We start from the raw sequence: 19460 nt of genomic DNA, 5'->3' as shown, positions 1-19460 counted from the left end.
GGCAGGGAGGTCGGCCTGGCTTGCACGCATGCTGGCTTGGCCCGTACCCGGTGGGAACCGGGCTTGCGGCAGGGATTTACATACAAAACCAACAACAACGCAAATGAGATTGACTCTCATTATCTACACAGGCATGATGTTGGGCAAGAAAAACTTTCCGATACTTTTCAAAAACAAAAGAGAAAGTGCGGTTTTTCACAGCAAACAAGTTTCTCCATGCTTTTTGAATGCGTTTGCAAAACGCAAGCAAACAGATACGGCAGGAGAACGCCCGCTCATTTACCAACCAAGAGAAAACCATGTCCACTCCGCTTCGGCAGGCCATCCGCCTGGCCTTTTCGCCCTTGCCACTGTCGTTGGCCACCCTGCTTTGCGCCGCCACCGCGCATGCGGCCGATGATTCGGCCGCACTCGATCCGGTGCTGGTCACCGCCGAACGCGGCAGCGATACCAATACGGTGGTACGGGCCAATCGCATCGAAGTGGAACAGGCCAGCAGCCTGCAGGATCTGTTCAAGCAGACGCCGGAAGTCAGCGTCGGCGGCGGCCTGCCGACCGCACAAAAGCTGTACGTGCGCGGCCTGAGCGAGCGCATGCTGAATGTCACCATCGACGGTGCGGTACAGCCTGAATCGGCCTACCACCACACCGGCCAGGTCATGATCGACCCCGATCTGATCAAGCGCGTCGAGATCGAAGCCGGCACCGGCGCCGCCACTGCCGGCCCGGGCGCACTGGCCGGTGCGGTGCGCTTCACCACCAAGAGCGCCAAGGATTTGCTGCAACCGGGCGAACGCGCTGGTGGCTCGCTCAAGGGCAGCTATCAGAGCGTGAACGACGGCTACAAGCTGGATGCCAGCGCCTACGGCCTGCTGGGTGACGTGGCCTCCATCCTAGCCAGTCAGAGCTATGAAAAAGGCCGCGACTACAAGGATGGCAATGGCGACCGCGTGGTAAACAGCTCGTCCGATGTGCGCGACAGCTTCATCAAGCTGGACCTGGGCGCAGATGCACACAAAGTGCAACTGGCCTACGAGCACTATCAGGACGAGGGTCTGCGCAACAAGCGCACCAACCTCGGTCCGGCGCCGTTCAACCCGACCGAGCGCCAACGTACCGAGCGTGATTCCTTCACCGCCAACTACGACTACGTATCGGGCAACCCGTGGCTGAACCTGCATGCTACGGCGTTCTTCAACAAGAACCAGATCAAGCTGAACCTGGACAAGCCGTCGATGGAAAACGACGGCACGCGCAGCCAGGGCCTGAACCTGACCAATGTGTCGCGCCTGGGCGATCACAAGCTGAGTTATGGCTTGAACTACCGCCACGACACCGTTTTTGCCAACATCCCCGATACGCCGCTGGACAACGAAACATCGAGCGTGGTTGGTCTGTTCCTGCAGGATGACTGGGCGCTCAATGAACAGTGGACACTGACTGCCGGTGGCCGTTACGACCGCTACAGCTATACCGACAAATACAAGCAGGATTACAGCTCCAGCGGCTTCTCGCCCAGCGCCAGCGTGGCTTACTCGCCGATCGAATCGCTGACCCTGCGCCTGAGCCATGCGCGTGCACTGCGCGGCGTGGGCATTACCGAGCCCTTCCTGCTGCAGTATCAGGACAACGCACCGAGCATCGCCCCGGAAAAGGCCAGCAATACCGAGCTGAGCGCGACCTGGGAACAGAATGGCTGGCATGCCTCGGCTACCGTATTCCGCCAGAAAATCGCCAATTTCATCGGCTACGACGACTTCCACCAGAATCTGGGCACCGTCAAGGTCAGCGGTTACAGCAGCAGCTTTGGCTACCAGACACAGCAATGGTCGGCCAGCCTGGGCATGTCGTACAGCAAGCCGACGCTGAACGACCAGCCGCTGTCGGATGACAACGCACTGCTGCTGGGCCAATCCACCGGCCGCACCTGGGTGGCGCAGGTTGACTACGCCTTCCCGGCGCAGTTCGTGAAGCTGGGCTGGACCGGCCGCTATGTCGAGGCTTATGACTACCGGCCCACCGGCGCCAAGGACCCGGGCAGCAAGCCTGGCTACGCGGTGCACGACATCTACGCCCAGTGGCTGCCGACCGGCAAGGACAGCCTGAAGCTGACGCTGACGGTGAAGAACCTGTTCGACCATTTCTATTACGACCAGAGCAGCTTCGGTTATCGCACCCCATGGGGCGGCCAGTCGGCACTGGCCGAACCGGGCCGTGACGTACGCCTGGCCCTGGCAGTGAAGTTCTAAGCCAGCCCATCCAACCGGGGCCACTCGCCCCGGTTTTTTACCCCCTGGCGACCTGCTCGGCATTGCCAGCGCCAGACCACCTTACCCCCTTGCCCATGTCCCTCCCCAATCCCCGCCAGATCATTGCGCTGATTGCAGCGCTGCAATTCGTTTACATCCTCGACTTCATGATGGTGATGCCGCTCGGCCCTGACCTGGCAAAGGCACTGGGCTTTGATGGCGAGCACCTGGGCTGGCTCACCGCAGCCTATGCACTGGCCTCCGGCGCGGCAGGCCTGGCAGGCAGTCGCTATCTGGATCGCTTTGACCGCCGCAAGGCACTGCTGTGGGGGCTGGGCATTTTCGCGCTGGCGACCCTGGCAGGCAGCCTGAGCACAAACCTGCCCATGCTGCTGCTGGCACGCGCGCTGACCGGCCTGGCTGGAGGGCCAGCCATTGCGGTGGCCATGGCCATCGTGATCGACGTCACCCTGGTGCAAGCGCGCGGGGCGGCGATAGGCAAGGTCATGATCGGTTTTTCCCTTGCCGCCATACTCGGCGTGCCCCTCTCGCTGCAACTGGCAGGGCTGTGGGGTTGGCAAGCCCCGTTTGTACTCGTCGGCGCAGCGGCCGTCCTGGTATGGTGCTGGGCGGCAACAGCCTTGCCAGCGCTGCGCGGCCACATGAACCATGGGCCGGCAATTTCGCTGTCGACCTTGCTGCGCAAACCTGCGGTACGGCATGCCTACGTGTTGCAGGCACTGGCGCAGTTCTCCGCCTTCCTGATCATTCCGCTGTTTCCACTCTTTTTGCTGGGCAGTGCCGGCATCGCACGTGATCAACTGGGCATGCTCTACCTCATCGGCGGATGCTGCGCGTTTGTGACGCTGCAATTGCTCGGGCGCCTGGCCGACCGTACCGGCCCGCGGTTGCCGGCAATCATTGCAACCCTTGCACTCTGCGCCGGCTTGCTGCCCATGGTCGGAATCGCCGGTGGCGCGGTCATCGGGCTGTTTGCCGCCTTCATGGCCGGCAACGCAGGCCGCAACATCACCTTGAGCACCATCTGCAGCGCTGCCCCATCCCCGCAGGAACGGGCCGGCTTCATGGCGCTGCAAAGCATTGTGCAGGACCTGGCCATCGCCGCAGCTTCATATACAAGCAGCCTGCTGCTGATACAGCGTGAGGGGTTGCCACCGGATTTCAGGCCCGTGGCATTGCTCGCCATCGGTATGTCGCTGTGCTTGTTCGGGCTGATGGCACTGAATCGCCGTACTTCACCACAGACTGCGGAATCAACGTCGGCGCCCTAGGGCATCACCGAGCGTGTTGTTGGCCAAGGGCGGGCGTGAGTTCAGTGGCAACCATGCCAGCATCCACCTGTGCGAACCAACCCTTGCAACAGTGTCAAACGCAAGGCGAGCTTGTGTCAGCAAAGCGGGCCAGCATCAGCTATAACCCTAATACTGCCTACCATCACGTTGCAATGAACAACACCACCCTCTGGCTGATCGCAGCCACCGCGCTGATCGTCGCTGAAATGTTCAGCGGCACCTTCTATCTACTGGCCATCGCCGCCGGCTTGCTGCTGGGCGCACTGTGCTCCTGGATTGGACTGGATACCACGGTGCAGTTGCTGGTGGCCAGTGTGGGCACCTTGCTGGCCGTCTGGCTGGCACGCAGCTGGAAACGTCGCATCCAGCCAGCAAGCAACACTGCCAATCAACTGGATGTCGGCCAGCGGGTCGACGTCGACAGCTGGCTGGACGAGCGCCACGCCCGCGTGCGCTATCGCGGCACCCTGTGGACCGGCGAGCTGGCCGCCGCCAACACCCCGCGTGCCGACAGCTATTTCATCGTGGCCCAGCGCGGCAATACGCTGATCCTCGATTCACAACCTCACTGAACCGGAGCCTGCATGCCGTTTGCCCTTGCCCTGCTGTTTGTTGCCCTCGTCTTTGCCGTCAAAACCCTCAAGATCGTGCCGCAGCAGCACGCCTGGGTGCGTGAACGCCTCGGCCGCTTTCACGACGTACTCGAACCCGGCCTGCGCATCGTCATTCCCTTCATCGACCGCATTGCCTACAAGCACAATCTGAAGGAAATCCCGCTCGATGTACCCAGCCAGATCTGCATCACGCGCGACAACACGCAGCTGCAGGTGGACGGCATCATCTATTTCCAGATCACCGATCCGCGCCTGGCGTCCTACGGGTCCAGCGATTACATCCTCGCCATTACCCAGCTGGCGCAAACCACCCTGCGCTCGGTGATCGGCAAGCTGGAAATGGACAAGACCTTCGAGGAGCGCGACGACATCAACCGCGCCGTGGTGCTGGCGCTGGACGAAGCCGCCACGAACTGGGGCGTGAAGGTACTGCGCTACGAAATCAAGGATCTGACCCCGCCCAAGGAAATCCTGCACGCGATGCAGCAGCAGATTACTGCCGAGCGCGAAAAGCGCGCGCGCATCGCCCAATCCGAAGGTGTACGCCAGGAGCAGATCAACCTGGCCAACGGCCAGCGCGAAGCGGCCATCCAGAAATCCGAAGGCGACAAACAGGCCGCCATCAACCAGTCGGAAGGCCAGAAGCAAGCTGCAATCAATCGCGCAATGGGTGAAGCCGAAGCGCTGCGGCTGGTGGCGCACGCCAACTCGGAGGCCATTGCCGCCGTTGCCGCTGCCATCCAGCATCAGGGCGGCAGCGATGCGGTCAACCTCAAGGTGGCCGAGCAATATGTGGCCGCCTTTGCCAATCTGGCCAAGACCAACAACACCATCCTGCTGCCCGCCAATGTCGGCGACGCAGCCGGACTGGTCGCCACAGCAATGAGCATTGTGAAATCGGGGCAAAAAGCCTGAACCAAAGAGGGGAATCGGGATGTCAGAACAGAAATACCGCCTGGTAACGCGCAGTGACTTCGATGGGCTGGTCTGCGCGGTGCTGCTCAACGAGCTGGAGCTGATCGACGAAATCCTGTTCGTCCACCCCAAGGACATGCAGGACGGCAAGATTCCGATCACCGAGCGTGACATCACCACCAACCTGCCCTTTGTACCGGGCGCGCATCTGGTGTTCGACCATCACCTGTCGGAAACCATCCGCAACGAGGGCGAGCGCACCAACCACATCATCGACCCCAAGGCGCCGTCGGCGGCACGTGTGGTCTATGACCACTATGGCGGCAAGGAACGCTTTCCGCAGATCAGCGACGAAATGATGGAAGCGGTCGACCAGGCCGACTCGGCCGAGTTCAGCAAGGAAGAAATCCTGCACCCCGAGGGCTGGGTATTGCTGAACTACCTGATGGATGCCCGCACCGGGCTGGGCCGCTACAAGAACTTCCGCATCTCCAACTACAACCTGATGATGGATCTCATCAAGTATTGCCGTGACCACAGCATCGAGGACATCCTCGCGCTGCCGGACGTGAAAGAGCGTGTGGAACTTTACCGCGAGCAGGAGCCGCTGGCGCAGGAGCAACTCATCCGCTGCGCACGCGTGTACGACAATCTGGTGGTGCTGGACCTGCGCGACGAGGAAACCATTTACGCCGCCAACCGCTTCCTGATCTACGCGCTCTACCCGCAGTGCAATATTTCCATCCACGTGCTGTGGGGGCTGCACAAGCAGAACACGGTATTTGCCACCGGCAAATCCATCGTCAACCGCTCGTCACAGACCAGCATCGGCGAGCTGATGCTGCAATACGGCGGCGGCGGCCACGAGAATGCCGGCACTTGCCAGGTCGCCAACGAGAATGCCGACCGCGTGTTGCGTGAGCTGGTCTTGAAGATTACGGCAGATGGTTGAACGAGCGCCGCTCAAACAAAACGCCGGCGATATCGCCGGCGTTTTGTTTGCATTCAAAGCCACGGAGCATTACTCCAAAACCCGCTTGAAGCCGGCCTTGCCGGGCGTGCGTCGCTCACAGGAAGGACGACGGTCTACAACAGGCACTCAGCGCTGGTAGCGCGTCAGAAATGGCTCGATCTTGGCCTTGACCTCAGGCGCAGCCAGATTGCGCCGGGTCAGCATGATGGCCGGGGTCTCGAATCGGGCGGGCACCGTCTTGCCGGCCAGCTGGTCGGCCATCAGGAGCATGGCCTTCTGCCCCATCGCGTAGGGGTCCTGGATCACGACGCCAGCTGCCGTGCCATCCTGCAGTGCCTGGAATATGCGCTTGTTGAAATCGAAGCCGTACAGCCTGGTCTTGCCGGCCAGCCGCGCATCACGCAGCCCCAGGATCGCCCCTTCGGTGCTGGATTCATTGGGCGTGAAGATGAGGTCGATATCCGGATGCTGCCGGAGCATGTCACCCACAGTGTCCTGGGCAGTTTGCACCGTAACCCCGGCAAAGCTGCCATCCAGCAATTCGGCATGCGGTAACAAACGGCGTATGGCCTCGGCAAAACCGCGCTCGCGCTCGCTGGTTGAGCCATGCCCGGCGGCATAACGCAGCAGCAGGATTTTTTTGGCCGTCGGCATGTCCTGCGCAGCCTGCGCTGCGGCCAGCATGCCTGCCTGATGGTTGTTGGTCCCGACGTAGGGCAGGCCGTTCTGCTCGGCCAGCGGTGAATCGACGATGACCATGGAAAGGCCGGCCGCTTGCGCTGCCGAGATGGGCTTGCTCAGCCCCGTCGCCGAATCAGGCGCCAGGATGATGCCGTTGAAATGCGCGCCAACATAGAAATTCATGATGCCAAGCTGCGCATCGACGTCGTTCTCCAGCGACGGGCCGCGCCACACCATCGAGACCGACATCTTGCTGGCCGCATCCTGCGCCCCGCGCGCCATTTCACGCCAGAAAACGTGCGTGGCCCCCTTGGGGATGAACACGACCTTGGGGTCGGCCCAAGCCATACCGGTGAAAAGCAGCAGCACCCAGCATGCCGCGCGTATTGCCCTCATCACTTCCCGCCTTGCTCACTAACGCATGATCAAAGTTTAATCGCTACGTTGTAAGCAACAATGAAAGGACTGAGAAGTCGTAAGAATATCCTGACAAGCGGGGGCACCGCATGCATCTGCCCGCGCGGTGGCGGGCAGATACGACCGGAAATCAGGGGAACAGCGCGCCCTGCAGGGCCAGCGTGCCGCTGCGGCCGGGAACCTCGCCCATCTCGACGTGGTGATACGGCAGATTCTGCAAATCCAGCGTATCCAGCAGCTCACCGGTGCTGACCAGTTTGTAGCCCTGCTCGGTCCAGCCAGCCAGCAGTCGCTCGAACACCGGCAGCAGTTTCATGCCTTCCAGCTCGGCATGCAAGGTATAGACATGTCCGGTCGGCAAGGCGCTTTCGGTCAGCTTGAGCAGGTACGCATCCACATTATGCACGTCGAGGCCATCAACGCCGATCAACTCATCCAGTGTCGGCAAGGTGGTAGGCAGCTGCGGCACGCGCACCAGCTCGCCATTGATCACCGGCCAGAAGGGGTGTGTGCCGCGCCCGTCGGACGCATAGGTCAGCCCCAGACGCTGCTCATGGCGATAGGCATGTGCGTTCATCTGCCAGCCGGCAGCACCATGCGTATGCGGCGGTTCACCAAACACGGTTTTGTAACGCTCCACCGCTGCGTTCATTTCAGCTTCGGTCCAGGGTGCATCGGCCTGCGCCACACCATCCTGCCAGCGCACGTGATCCCAGGTGTGGATACCATTCTCGAACCCCTGCGCCGCGACCTCGCGCATGGTGGCAGCGCAGCGCTTGCCAATATCCGGGCCCGGCAACAAGGTGCCATACATCAGTGTTTTCAGGCCATAGTGTTCCAGCACCGAGGTGCGTGACACCTTCTTCATGAAGCCCGGGCGGAAGGCGCGCTTGATGGCGCGGCCGGTATGGTCGGCCCCCAGGCTCCACAGAAAGGTGGCGTTGGCATTATGGCGCTTGAGCGCCTCAACCAGTCTGGGTACGCCTTCACGGGTACCACGGTACGTATCGATATCAATCTTGAGTGCGAGCAGACGCATGCATGAAGCCGGTGAAATTGAATGCGGGAAAACAGGCAGGGCGAGCTATGGTATGGCTGCCGTCTGTGATGAGTTGCGTGCTGCACGACGCAGCATTTCTTGCCGCATGGCGCCAAACTGCTCGCCCAGTTGCGACTTGATCAGGTCTACCCCCAAGCTGGCCATGAAGCCGGACGTGGGCTGCCATTCGGCGTGGTAGCTTATCACGGTCTGGCGGCCTTGCTGCGTCAGGGTGGCCACGCTTTGCATCGGCCCGTTGTTGCCGCCGATGGCGCGTGAATCGAGTTCACCCGGGGGCTTGAGCTGGATTTCGCGTGTCGAATCAAACGGGATGTCGAAGAAGCCGACATGTACGCTGCCATGCTGATTGACGGTGAGGCGGTCACCCTCGCGCTGCACCACGCGGCTTTGCGCCAGCCGCGGCATGAACTCGGCCATGTGGTCGAAATCGATCATCACCTGCCAGACCAGCTCCTTGGGCACATCGGCCGTGAACGAGGCCGAGATCAGCACCTTGTCGCCATCGCGTTTTGCATCCACCTGCACGGGCGGATTGTCGGCCTGCGCCGCCACCATGACGACGCTGCTCCACAGCGCCAGCGCAACCGGTATGCATCGTTTCATCGCACGATCTCGCAGATTTCCAGGCCCAGCTCGAACAGGCCCTTGTTCTTGTCCACCCGGTGACAGCGTACTACGCGTGCCTTTACCGTCAACGGCGCCGAAATGCTCCCGCCCTGCTTGGGGGGCATCACACAGACTTCGAGTAATTCATTGGGACGCGGCACGAACATGCTGCGTATCGTCAGGCCGGATACGCTGAGGTCGATGCAATCACCGTAATACGACATCCCCAGGTCCAGCGTACGGATGCGCGCACCGCACTGCATGGGAACGCGCACCGCACTGCGCTGATCCTGCGCGCGTAAACCTGACCGCATTCCCCTCTCCCACTGTCGTCTGCGCGATTCACTATACGCGACCGGACGGCCCTGCTGCAGGCTGGCCGACAACCGCTAGCCCGGGCTGCGCACTGTCAAGCGTCGCGCGTCACGCGCCAGACTTCCTCCAGACTGGTACTACCTGCAGCAGCCCGGCGCACGCCATCCTGCCGCAAGGACAGCATGCCCTTGGCAGCGGCGTCGCGCTTGAGTTCCTGCTCGGCCGCCTGTGCGTGGATCATGCCCTGCAGCTCTGCATCCACCACAAACAGCTCATACAAACCGGTACGGCCACGATAGCCGGTGTGGCCGCATTCCTCACAACCCACCGCCTGATACAGCGTGGCGCCGCCCGGTACGCCGGCTTCGGCTGCCTCGGCAGCCGTAATGGCATGCGGCTGCTTGCAGGCCGGGCACAAGGTCCGTGCCAGCCGCTGCGCCAGCACGCCCAGCAGCGACGACGACAACAGGAAAGGCTCGACGCCCATATCGGTCAGCCGTGTCACCGCGCTGGCCGCATCATTGGTGTGCAGCGTAGCCAGCACCAGATGGCCGGTCAGCGAAGCCTGCACGGCAATCTGTGCGGTTTCCAGATCGCGGATTTCACCGATCATGATCACGTCCGGGTCCTGGCGCAGAATGGCGCGCAGTGCGCGGGCAAAGCTCATGTCGATGCGCGGGTTCACCTGCGTCTGGCCCACGCCGTCCAGATCGTATTCGATCGGGTCTTCCACCGTCATGATGTTGCTGCTGGTGGCATCCATGCGCGACAGCGCCGCATACAGGGTAGTGGTCTTGCCCGAGCCGGTCGGCCCGGTGACAAGGATGATGCCGTGCGGCTGCTGCAGCAGTTTTTCCAGCTTGATCAGCGTATCGCCAACCATGCCGAGCTTTTCCAGATTCAGCCGGCCGGCCGATTTGTCCAGCAGACGCAGCACCACGCGCTCGCCGTGCCCGGTCGGCAACGTCGATACCCGCACGTCCACTGGTCGCCCGGCGATGCGCAAGGTGATGCGGCCATCCTGCGGCAAGCGCTTCTCGGCAATATCCAGCCCGGCCATGACCTTGATGCGCGACACCAGCGCGGCATGCAGCGCACGCTTGGGTTCGAGCACATCGCGCAACTGGCCATCGACACGGAAACGCACCACCGAGCGCGTCTCGAACGGCTCGACATGCAAGTCGGATGCGCCTTCGCGCAGGGCTTCGGTCAGCAGCGCATTGATCAGACGGATGATGGGCGCATCGCCCTCGGCCTCGAGCAAGTCTTCGACTTCGGGCACGTCCTGCGCCAGCCGCGACAGGTCGATATGCTGTTCCAGATCGCCCGCCACGGTGGACGAATGCGCGCCATCGCCGCTGTACAGCGTGCCCAGCCGCTGGTCGAAATCGTCGGCCTCAAGCAGCACGATATCGAGCGGCCGCGCGGCGATGCGGCGCAGCTCGTTCAATGCCGACAACGAGCCACCCTTGCGCAGCCACACCTGCACCGCACGCTCGTCGCGCGCGGCATCGACTACGCCGTGTTCACGCGCGTAGTGATAAGGGACAAGACGTTCGCTCATGGCTGCTTGGCCGGCTCGGCGGCTTTTCCGCTTGGGCTGGTCGCCGAATCCGCAGGAAGTTGCAGCTTGGGCAGGTCGGGCAGGCCGAAGCGCGACGGAATATCAAACGCACCTTGTTCACCGCGCAGGTATTGATAGCGCTCGTTGGACAGCACACGGCTGGCCTCGCCATCGCGCAGCACCACCGGGCGCAGGAACACCATCAGATTGGTTTTCTGCCAGCTGCGCGAATCGTAACGGAACAGGCTGCCCAGCCCAGGCAGATCGCCCAGCCCCGGAATCTTGTTGGCAGTATTGGACAGCTTGTTCTCAATCAGCCCGCCCAGCACGATGATCTGGCCATTGTCGACCAGCACCTTGGAGTCGATCGCCCGCTTGCTGGTGGCAATGCCGGCGCCGCTGGTGTTCACCGTGCTGTCGATATCCGACACCTCCTGATAGACATGCAGCGTGATGCTGCCGCCCTCGGAGACCTGCGGCTTGATCTTCAGCGTGATGCCGATGTCCTTGCGCTCGACCGTAGTAAACGGATTGGGGTTGCTGCCGGTGGAAGACTGCGTACCGGTCACAATGGGAATGTTCTTGCCCACCATGATCTGCGCTTCTTCGTTATCCAGCGTCAGCAGGTTGGGCGTGGACAGGATGTTGGCATCGCCGTTGTTCTGCAATGCGGTGGCCAGTATGCCCAGGGTCGGCGTCTTGCCGCCATCCTTGAACGGATTGCCGTTCACCACGCCAAAGGTGGCGCCCGTGCCCAACGAGGTCGGGTCTTTCTTGATGACGGCGCTGATGATGTTGGTCAGGCTGTTGCTGAGTGTGCCCAGCGAGCTGAAACCCACGCCGGACACATTGTCGCCACCACCGCCCAGCAGCCACTGCACGCCGAACTCGCCCACCTTGGACACATTGACTTCGGCGATCATCGCTTCGACGTAAACCTGCGCACGGCGCATGTCGAGCTTGTCGATCACGGTACGCAGGTTGTTATATACATTGTCCGGTGCAGTCACGATCAGCGAATTGGTCATCGCATCGGCCTGAATCAGCACCGTGGCACCGCCCACCTGCACGCTGGCCGCACTGTTGGTACTGCTACTTCCGGCACTGGTCTGGACTGGCGTGCTGGATGCCGTGCTGCTGCCACCGCTGGTACTGCTGGCATTGACCGACAGGGTCGGGCTGCTGAAGCCGCCACTGCTGCCGTTGCTGCTGCCACTGTCCTGGCCGGTGAGGATGCCCTTGAGCGTGGCAGCCAGTTTGGTGGCCTCGGCGTTCTTCAGATAAACCACATGGATATTGCCGGCTGCACCCGGTTGATCGAGTACATCGATCAGCTTGCGAATCTGCTGTGCGCTGACCGGGTTCTCGCTACGGATCAGCAGGCTGTTGGTGCGTACATCCGGCACCAGCGTGCTGCGCTTCACGCCATCGGCGTTGGGCACCAATGCCTGGCCGGTCTGCAGCGACAACTCGGGCATCAGGCGACTCAGGGTTTGCGCCACATCCAGTGCCGACGCGTATTTGAGACGGATCGGAAATACATCGTTGCTTGGCGGTTGATCGATGTTGCGGATGATCTGGTCCAGCCGGGTGATGTTGTCGGCGTAATCGGTGATGACCAGCGCATTACCGGGCAGATAGGCCGAAATGGCGTTGTTGGGCGAAATCAGCGGGCGCAGGATGGGCACCATCTGGTTGGCTGATTCATATTGCAGCGGAAACACCTGGGTCACGATACGGTCGCCCGACACCTTGCCCGCCTTGTCCACCGTGGCACTGTAGTGCTGTTTGGCATCTGCCTCGGGCAGGATGCGTACCAGATTGCCCTTCTCGACGGCGGTAAAGCCTTGCTGGCGCAATGCTGCCAGCAGAATGCCGTAGACCGATGATTTTTCGACCGGCTGGGACGACACGATATTGATCGTGCCCTTCACGCGCGGATCAATGATGAAATTCTTGCCGGCAATCAGGCCGACTGCACGCACGGTCGATTCGATATCGGCATTGACGAAGTTGAGCGTCATCTTGTCGTCCGCCGCATGGGCCAGACCGGCACATGCCAGCAACAGGGCGGCAGCAGAGCGCTTGAAGGAAAGCTTCATGGTAGATCTCAAGGTTGAATCTGGTATTTCAGGGAAAGCGGATTATCGTGACGCTGTATGACAAGCGTGACCTGGCTTTGCTGGCTGAATACGGTATAGAGGAAGGAAATCTCGGAAAGCTGGGTCAACGGTTTGCCGTTCACGCTTTTCATCACGTCCCCCTGCTGCAGTTGCAAAGTGCGGGCAAACGGTTGCTGTGCCACATTGTCAATCTGCAGACCGCCATCCTTGGCCAGGCTCAAGCCCTTGGACCAGTCTGCAATATTCACGCTTTGCATTGCGGCGGCCATCTGGCCACGCGTCACGTTATTGGCCGGGCCATCGGCCGGCGGCTCGACACCGGGTACCGCTGCGGCGGGGACGGGAATGCCACCGCTGGCCACCAGGCCAGCAACCGGTGCGCCATTGCGCAGCAGCGGAATCTCTTCACGGCTGCCATTGCGTTCGATCACGGCCACTTCGCTGGCCACGCGCACCAGCTTCACGCCGGGTTGCAGCTCCTCGCCCACTTTGACCGCCACGTTATTGGCTTGCAGGCCGGAGAAAATCGCCACGCTTTCTTTATCGTTGCCGGCAAAGACCGCAACCAGTTGTGCGTTGAACGTGCTGGCCTGCGTCTGCACGGGTGCAGCATGACCAAACCAGTCCAGCGCGCGCGTCCAGTTTACTTCTGCGGCGCGCGGCGGCGTGGCAGCAGGTGCCAGACGCACCGCCTTCGATGTACCGGCCAGTTGCCACAACAAGCCTGCCACAACCCAGGCGAGCACAATGACCAGCAGGGCTTCAAGCACCTTCAACATGGCCTGAATACGGACGGGATTCACGGACAGAAACGGTTTCACGAGCAAGCTTTCAGGCCAACGTCAGACAAGAGGTGCAGTGTATACAAAACATGTGACACTGCACTATCGCAAACCAGAAACAACAAAACTTCGCAAAAAGGTATTGACGACCCTAAAGGCCCATGGTTTAATTCGCCCTCTCTCGACGAGGGGGTGGTTAGCTCAGTTGGTAGAGCGTCTGCCTTACACGCAGAATGTCGGCGGTTCGATCCCGTCACCACCCACCAGCAACCCTGTTGCTGAGTACGTCAGAGAACCGCTGCGGAGCGGTAGTTCAGTTGGTTAGAATACCGGCCTGTCACGCCGGGGGTCGCGGGTTCGAGTCCCGTCCGCTCCGCCAGCATCTACCAAGATGCGTCACGCTGCCCCACCCTTCGCGGGCAAACCCCCAAGTAAAATTACGTTTTTATAATGTTCGCGCTGGTAGATGCCAAGCCGCCGGACTATCGTTACACTGTACCCCGTGTATATCAAAACCCTTACGGCATGACCACGCACGCACGCCAAGCTGCCGCTACGCCCAACTTCGTCCGCCACGTGCCGCTGGCTGTGGGCATGCTGCTGCTGGTGTTGATCGCAACTTTGAGTCACCCGCGCTACAGCTTCGTACTGGGCCTGGTCGAACTCGGGCTGCTGGCCTGCCTGGTTTACGCACTCTATTTGCGCCAGCCGGCACAAGCGGTCGAACCGGCGACCTCCACGCTCACCGTCCCTACTGAATTCGCGCTGGAAAAAACCCACGACATCTACGCCTGCCTGCCCGACCTGATCTGGCTGATCGACCACGGCAAACGCGTAGTGACACCACTGAATAAAAGCAGCCTGTCGCACCACCCCAGCACGCAGGAAAACGAAGCCAAGCTCACCACCCTGCTGCCGGCGCGCATTGCACGACAGTATCTCGAAGGCTTGATTGCCGTACAAAGCTCGCAGCAGCCGCAGCAGTTTGAATACCAGCTCACCGGCGATGACGGCAAAAGCCGCGCCTTCGAAGCCCGCCTGCAACCGCGCTCGAACAAGAACTGCGTGGCGTTGATCCGTGATATCACCGATCTGAAGGACACCGAAGAAGCGCTGTTCAATCAGCAGCTATTCGTGCACCAGATCATCGACTCCAGCCCCAATCTGATCTATGTGCGCGACAAGCATGGCCGCTTCCTGCTGGTGAACCGTGCCACGCAGGCCACCCTGGGCCACGAGCTGCTGATGCAGTCGCACATGGGTATCGACGATGGCGAGCAGCCGTTTACCGAGGGTGACAAAGAGGTACTGGAAGACGGCGCCACCATCCGCATTGTCGATCACTGGACCTTGCCCAACGGCCGCACGCACTGGTTCGACATCACCAAGCAGCCGCTGGTACGCGAGGGGGATATCTATATCTTGTCCATCGCCATCGACATCAGCCACGTCAAGGCGGCCGAAGCCGCACTGGCCGTTACCGACCCGCTGGCCGGCGATGTGGCCGATGCGCTGCCGGTCGCCTTCATGCTGGTGCGCGACGGCATTGTGGAATTTGCCAACCTGCACGTATGCGAGCAACTGAATACGCCGCCGTCGGCCATGCTGGGCCGGCCACTTGGCGCCTTTACCGCCGATGCCGATGCATTGCTGGCCGGCACGCACCACGAATTCATCAGCAACCACAGCGGCAAACGCTGGCCGTGCCAGATTCACTCCATTTCGCAGGGCGAACGCAGCGCCCAGCTGCTGATTTTCAAGGACTTTACCCCCAAGGTCCGCATCAACGCGTGATAAAATCGGCGCCGATTTAGTCCACGCGCCCGCCGATGTCCCACGCCAGTCTGTCCGAACTTAGCAACCGCCTCGAATTCGTCTCCGCCCGCGACCGTTGGGCGCTGGAAAGAAAGCTGCGCACCCTCGCCGGCCGGCTGGCCGATGGCAAGCCGTCAGAGCGTATGGCGGCCGAACTGGAGCGCGAGCTGATCACCGCTGCCGAGAAAACCACCCGGCGCCGCGAACGCCTGCCCAAGCCCGAATTCGACGACAACCTGCCAGTCAACCAGAAGCGGGACGAGATCGCTGCGGCCATCCGCGACAACCAGGTGGTGATCATCTGTGGTGAAACCGGCTCGGGCAAAACCACGCAGATTCCCAAGATTTGTCTGGAATTGGGTCGTGGCGTCAACGGTCTGATCGGCCACACCCAGCCACGCCGCCTGGCCGCGCGCTCGGTTGCCAGCCGCATCGCGCAAGAACTGCAATCCGAGCTGGGCAGCATCGTCGGCTACAAGGTGCGCTTTACCGACCAATCGACCGGCGACAGCTACATCAAGCTGATGACCGATGGCATCCTACTGGCCGAAACGATGTCGGATCGTTATCTGGCCAACTACGACACCATCATCGTCGACGAAGCGCACGAGCGCAGTCTGAACATCGACTTCCTGCTGGGCTTTCTCAAGCAGCTGCTGCCGCACCGGCCCGACCTGAAAGTCATCGTCACGTCGGCCACCATCGATGCCGACCGCTTCTCCAGGCACTTCAACGATGCCCCGGTACTGGAAGTCTCCGGCCGCACCTATCCGGTGGAAGTACGCTATGCCCCGCTGCAAAGCCGCGACGAGGACGACGCCGAAATCGAGATGGAAGAAGCCATCGTACGCGAGGTGGAATACCTGTGGCGCCACGACGGCAGCGGCGACGTGCTGGTATTCCTGCCCGGCGAGCGCGAAATCCGCGAAACCGCCGAAGAATTCCGCCGCGCCAAGCTGCGCGATGCCGAGGTCATTCCGCTGTTTGCGCGGCTGTCCAACGAAGATCAACAACGCATCTTCCGCCCCGGCAACGGCAGGCGCGTGGTGCTGGCGACTAACGTGGCCGAAACCTCACTTACCGTGCCGGGCATCCGCTACGTGGTCGATACGGGGCTGGCGCGCATCAAACGCTATTCGCCGCGCGCCAAGGTCGAACAACTGCAGGTCGAGCCGATCTCGCAGGCCAGCGCCCGCCAGCGTTCCGGCCGTTGCGGCCGGGTATCGAGCGGCATCTGCGTGCGCTTGTATTCCGAGGATGACTTCAATCTGCGCGCCGGTTTTACCGACCCGGAAATCATCCGCACCAGCCTGGCGGCCGTCATCCTGCGCATGGCGGCGCTCAAGCTCGGCGCGGTCGATCAATTTCCCTTCCTTGAGGCGCCGTCGGGCAAGCTGATTGCCGACGGCTATGCGCAACTGCACGAGCTGGGCGCGGTGGACGACGACAATCAGCTGACCCCGGTGGGCAAGCAGCTGGCACGGCTGCCGGTCGATCCGCGTATCGGCCGCATGCTGCTGGCCGGGCATGACAACCTGTGCCTGGCAGAAATCCTCATCATCGCCTCGGGCCTGTCGGTGCAAGACCCGCGCGACCGCCCGTTTGAGGCGCGCGAGGCGGCAGACCGGGCCCAAGCCAAGTTCACCGACGAAAAATCCGACTTCCTGTCCTACCTGCACCTGTGGACTTTCTTCGAGCGTGCACAGAACGAGAAAACGTCGAACAAGCAGTTGCTCAATCTGTGTCACGACAACTTCCTGTCCTATCTGCGCATGCGTGAATGGCGCGATCTGTATCGCCAGCTGGCCGATACGGTGGAAGACCTGGAATGGCGGTTGAACCAGACGCCGGGTACCTACGAGCAAATCCACAAGGCGCTGATGACCGGCCTGTTGGGCAGCCTGGGCATGAAGCAGCCCGAGAACGACGAATACCTCGGCGCACGCGGGCTCAAGTTCAATATCTTCCCCGGCTCGTGCCTGAAAAAAGCGCGCCCCAAGTGGATCGTGGCCGGCAGTCTGGTGGAAACCACCAAGGTGTTCGGCCGCACCGTTGCCGCCATCGAGCCGGACTGGGTGGAGCGCATCGCCGCCCACCTCACCAGCAAGCAATACTTTGAACCGCACTGGGAGAAAGACCGTGGCGAGGTCGTCGCCAGCGAGCGCGTCACGCTGTACGGCTTGCCCATCGTCAACCGCCGCCGCGTCAGCTACGGGCGCATCAACCCGGCCGAAGCGCGCGAGATTTTCATCCGTCAGGCGCTGGTGCAGTTCAACTACAAGAGCAATGCCAAGTTCTTCGATCACAACATGGAACTGTTGCTGGAGATCGAAGAGCTGGAGCACAAGGCGCGCCGCCAGGACGTGCTGGTGGACGAAGAGGCGCTGTTCCGCTTTTTCGACGCTATCGTGCCGGCCGACGTGGTGGGCGGCGCCAGCTTTGAACAATGGCGCAAGAAAGCCGAGCAGGCCGAGCCGAAAGTGCTCTACCTGACACGCGAATTCCTGATGAGCCACTCGGCCAGCAGCATCACCGAAGACCAGTTTCCGCTGTTCTTCCGCCTGGCCGAGGCCAAGCTGCCGCTGGCGTATCGCTTCGAGCCGGGCCATCCGCTGGATGGCGTCACCCTCACCCTGCCGCTGCACCAGCTCAATCGCGTCAACCACGCGGTGTTTGATTGGGTGGTGCCGGGCATGCTGCGCGAGAAGATCACCTTGCTGGTGAAGTCGCTGCCCAAGGCCATTCGCCGCCTGTGCGTACCGGTGCCCGAGTTCGCCACCCGCATGCTCACCGACCTGGACAGCGCCGATCGCGAAGCGCCGCTGCTGCCGCAGCTGGCGCAGGCGGTTACACGCGGCGCAGGCCAACCGGTCAGCGCCGATGATTTCGACGCCAGCGACCTGCCGCAGCATCTGTTGATGAACTTCCGCATCGTCGATGACGGCAGGCAGGAGCTGGCCTCCGGCCGCGACCTGATCGCCATCCGCGCCCAGTTGGGTGATGCGGCGCAACTGACCTTCCGCGATGAAGCCGACGACGGCGGTATCGAGAAAACCGGCCTGACCAAGTGGGACTTCGGCGATCTGCCTGCCAGCCTCACCATCAAGCGCCAGGGCCGCAAGCTCACCGGCTACCCCGCCCTGGTGGCCGAGGAAGCCAGCTGCGGCATCGCACTGTTCGATACCCGCCATGCTGCCGACACTGCGCACCGCGAAGGCGTGGTGCAACTGCTGCGCATTGAGCTGAAAGAACATGTGAAACAGCTGGAAAAGTCGGTCCCCAACTTTCAGCAACTGGCGATTGCACTCCGTGCGCTGGGCAACCCGGACATGCTGATGGCCGACATCGTGACTGCCATCTGCAACCGCGCCTTCCTTGGCGACGACGAAGCCCCGCGCAGCAAGAAGGACTTCGACTCGCAAAAAGCCCGTGCCAAGGTGCGCCTGCCCAGTGTGCGCGATGCAGTGATCCGTACGCTCACCGATGTGGTGGTCGAATACGCACCGCTGGCTGCGCTGTTGAACAAGCCGGGGCAAATCCATGGTGAGTTGAAACAGCAATTGGGGCAACTGGTCTATAACGGCTTTCTGGCCGCCACAACGTGGGAGCAGATGCCGCGCCTGCCGCTCTATATCAAAGCCATCCGCGTGCGGCTGGACAAGCGCGTGCAGAACCCGGCACGCGACATCCAGCGTGCGGCCGAGCTGGCCGAGCTATGGCAACGCTGGCAGCAGGAACTGGAGAAATGGCAGCGCGAAGGCCGCGATACCGCCCCACTGCTGCCCTTCCGCTGGATGTTGGAGGAACTGCGCATCAGCCTGTTCGCACAGGAGCTGCGCACGCCCTATCCGGTATCGCTCAAGCGCCTGAACAAGATCTGGGAAGAAATCACCCGCCGCTAGCGTCTTCATGCATATCGCTAGCGGCCTTTGCGGATAAGCGGCATCAAGGACCTGGCCAAGCCGGGTTCTCGCCAGTTTTGCCGATTGAACGAGCGATGCGCTCCATTCGATGCCACGCCCCCGCCCTCGCC

Annotated in this window: 14 protein-coding genes and 2 tRNA genes; 9 read left to right on the top strand and 7 right to left on the bottom strand. The window is 61.7% G+C overall.

Features of this window, described 5'->3' with window-relative positions:
- Nucleotides 1-299 precede the first annotated feature (299 nt).
- The 5 genes from B9A19_RS11655 to B9A19_RS11635 all read left to right on the top strand — a co-directional run bounded on the left by B9A19_RS11655 (nucleotide 300) and on the right by B9A19_RS11635 (nucleotide 6043).
- The gene (locus B9A19_RS11655) at nucleotides 300-2249 is read left to right on the top strand and encodes a TonB-dependent receptor domain-containing protein (protein ID WP_176216898.1); all 1950 of its coding nucleotides are present in this window, start codon (nucleotides 300-302) and stop codon (nucleotides 2247-2249) included.
- A 95-nt stretch (nucleotides 2250-2344) separates the two neighbouring features.
- Nucleotides 2345-3541, top strand: a complete 1197-nt coding sequence (locus tag B9A19_RS11650; RefSeq protein ID WP_084090975.1) for an MFS transporter — start codon at nucleotides 2345-2347, stop codon at nucleotides 3539-3541.
- A 173-nt stretch (nucleotides 3542-3714) separates the two neighbouring features.
- On the top strand, nucleotides 3715-4134 hold the full coding sequence (locus B9A19_RS11645; protein WP_176216897.1) for an NfeD family protein: 420 nt from the start codon (nucleotides 3715-3717) through the stop codon (nucleotides 4132-4134).
- 12 nt (nucleotides 4135-4146) lie between these two features.
- Entirely contained in the window at nucleotides 4147-5091 is a 945-nt protein-coding gene (locus B9A19_RS11640; protein WP_084090973.1) for an SPFH domain-containing protein, read from the top strand.
- A 19-nt stretch (nucleotides 5092-5110) separates the two neighbouring features.
- Entirely contained in the window at nucleotides 5111-6043 is a 933-nt protein-coding gene (locus B9A19_RS11635; protein WP_084090972.1) for an exopolyphosphatase, read from the top strand.
- Nucleotides 6044-6190: 147 nt separating this feature from the next.
- Here the strand turns inward: B9A19_RS11635 and B9A19_RS11630 are convergent, their stop codons facing one another.
- The 7 genes from B9A19_RS11630 to B9A19_RS11600 form a co-directional block, all read right to left on the bottom strand.
- On the bottom strand, nucleotides 6191-7141 hold the full coding sequence (locus B9A19_RS11630; protein ID WP_084090971.1) for an ABC transporter substrate-binding protein: 951 nt from the start codon (nucleotides 7139-7141) through the stop codon (nucleotides 6191-6193).
- A gap of 151 nt (nucleotides 7142-7292) precedes the next feature.
- A complete protein-coding gene (locus B9A19_RS11625) occupies nucleotides 7293-8201 on the bottom strand; it encodes a polysaccharide deacetylase family protein (RefSeq protein ID WP_084090970.1) in 909 nt (302 codons plus the stop codon).
- Nucleotides 8202-8246: 45 nt separating this feature from the next.
- The gene (locus B9A19_RS11620; protein WP_084090969.1) at nucleotides 8247-8825 is read right to left on the bottom strand and encodes an SRPBCC family protein; all 579 of its coding nucleotides are present in this window, start codon (nucleotides 8823-8825) and stop codon (nucleotides 8247-8249) included.
- The gene (locus B9A19_RS11615; RefSeq protein ID WP_139798793.1) at nucleotides 8822-9142 is read right to left on the bottom strand and encodes a PilZ domain-containing protein; all 321 of its coding nucleotides are present in this window, start codon (nucleotides 9140-9142) and stop codon (nucleotides 8822-8824) included. Before B9A19_RS11615 ends, B9A19_RS11620 begins: the two co-directional genes overlap by 4 nt.
- A gap of 95 nt (nucleotides 9143-9237) precedes the next feature.
- On the bottom strand, nucleotides 9238-10707 hold the full coding sequence (gspE, locus tag B9A19_RS11610) for a type II secretion system ATPase GspE (RefSeq protein ID WP_084090967.1): 1470 nt from the start codon (nucleotides 10705-10707) through the stop codon (nucleotides 9238-9240).
- Entirely contained in the window at nucleotides 10704-12809 is a 2106-nt protein-coding gene (gene gspD / locus B9A19_RS11605) for a type II secretion system secretin GspD (RefSeq protein WP_084090966.1), read from the bottom strand. The genes gspE and gspD overlap by 4 nt, the downstream gene beginning before the upstream one ends.
- Before the next feature lie 8 nt (nucleotides 12810-12817).
- Entirely contained in the window at nucleotides 12818-13609 is a 792-nt protein-coding gene (locus tag B9A19_RS11600; protein ID WP_084090965.1) for a type II secretion system protein N, read from the bottom strand.
- 193 nt (nucleotides 13610-13802) lie between these two features.
- Here B9A19_RS11600 and B9A19_RS11595 point away from each other — a divergent pair.
- The 4 genes from B9A19_RS11595 to hrpA all read left to right on the top strand — a co-directional run bounded on the left by B9A19_RS11595 (nucleotide 13803) and on the right by hrpA (nucleotide 19329).
- A tRNA-Val gene (locus B9A19_RS11595) sits at nucleotides 13803-13878 on the top strand.
- A 36-nt stretch (nucleotides 13879-13914) separates the two neighbouring features.
- A tRNA-Asp gene (locus B9A19_RS11590) sits at nucleotides 13915-13991 on the top strand.
- Between the two features lie 146 nt (nucleotides 13992-14137).
- Nucleotides 14138-15406 carry a PAS domain-containing protein gene (locus B9A19_RS11585; RefSeq protein WP_176216896.1) on the top strand — a complete coding sequence of 423 codons (1269 nt, stop codon included), beginning with the start codon at nucleotides 14138-14140 and terminating at the stop codon, nucleotides 15404-15406.
- 35 nt (nucleotides 15407-15441) lie between these two features.
- Complete coding sequence (gene hrpA / locus B9A19_RS11580) at nucleotides 15442-19329, top strand: ATP-dependent RNA helicase HrpA (RefSeq protein WP_084090963.1); 3888 nt, start codon at nucleotides 15442-15444, stop codon at nucleotides 19327-19329.
- Nucleotides 19330-19460: the final 131 nt, after the last annotated feature.

This window comes from Andreprevotia lacus DSM 23236 (genome assembly GCF_900176275.1).
Classification (GTDB): Bacteria; Pseudomonadota; Gammaproteobacteria; order Burkholderiales; family Chitinibacteraceae; genus Andreprevotia; species Andreprevotia lacus.
Note: the sequence above shows the minus strand (reverse complement) of the source record. Positions and strands in the feature narration are given on the sequence as shown.

Bases quoted from the DNA above. Each gene is read 5' to 3' on its own strand.
- B9A19_RS11655 (WP_176216898.1), top strand. From the start codon at position 300: ATGTCCACTCCGCTTCGGCAGGCCATCCGCCTGGCCTTTTCGCCCTTG.
- B9A19_RS11650 (WP_084090975.1), top strand. From the start codon at position 2,345: ATGTCCCTCCCCAATCCCCGCCAGATCATTGCGCTGATTGCAGCGCTG.
- B9A19_RS11645 (WP_176216897.1), top strand. From the start codon at position 3,715: ATGAACAACACCACCCTCTGGCTGATCGCAGCCACCGCGCTGATCGTC.
- B9A19_RS11640 (WP_084090973.1), top strand. From the start codon at position 4,147: ATGCCGTTTGCCCTTGCCCTGCTGTTTGTTGCCCTCGTCTTTGCCGTC.
- B9A19_RS11635 (WP_084090972.1), top strand. From the start codon at position 5,111: ATGTCAGAACAGAAATACCGCCTGGTAACGCGCAGTGACTTCGATGGG.
- B9A19_RS11630 (WP_084090971.1), bottom strand. From the start codon at position 7,141: ATGAGGGCAATACGCGCGGCATGCTGGGTGCTGCTGCTTTTCACCGGT.
- B9A19_RS11625 (WP_084090970.1), bottom strand. From the start codon at position 8,201: ATGCGTCTGCTCGCACTCAAGATTGATATCGATACGTACCGTGGTACC.
- B9A19_RS11620 (WP_084090969.1), bottom strand. From the start codon at position 8,825: ATGAAACGATGCATACCGGTTGCGCTGGCGCTGTGGAGCAGCGTCGTC.
- B9A19_RS11615 (WP_139798793.1), bottom strand. From the start codon at position 9,142: ATGCGGTCAGGTTTACGCGCGCAGGATCAGCGCAGTGCGGTGCGCGTT.
- gspE (WP_084090967.1), bottom strand. From the start codon at position 10,707: ATGAGCGAACGTCTTGTCCCTTATCACTACGCGCGTGAACACGGCGTA.
- gspD (WP_084090966.1), bottom strand. From the start codon at position 12,809: ATGAAGCTTTCCTTCAAGCGCTCTGCTGCCGCCCTGTTGCTGGCATGT.
- B9A19_RS11600 (WP_084090965.1), bottom strand. From the start codon at position 13,609: ATGTTGAAGGTGCTTGAAGCCCTGCTGGTCATTGTGCTCGCCTGGGTT.
- B9A19_RS11585 (WP_176216896.1), top strand. From the start codon at position 14,138: ATGACCACGCACGCACGCCAAGCTGCCGCTACGCCCAACTTCGTCCGC.
- hrpA (WP_084090963.1), top strand. From the start codon at position 15,442: ATGTCCCACGCCAGTCTGTCCGAACTTAGCAACCGCCTCGAATTCGTC.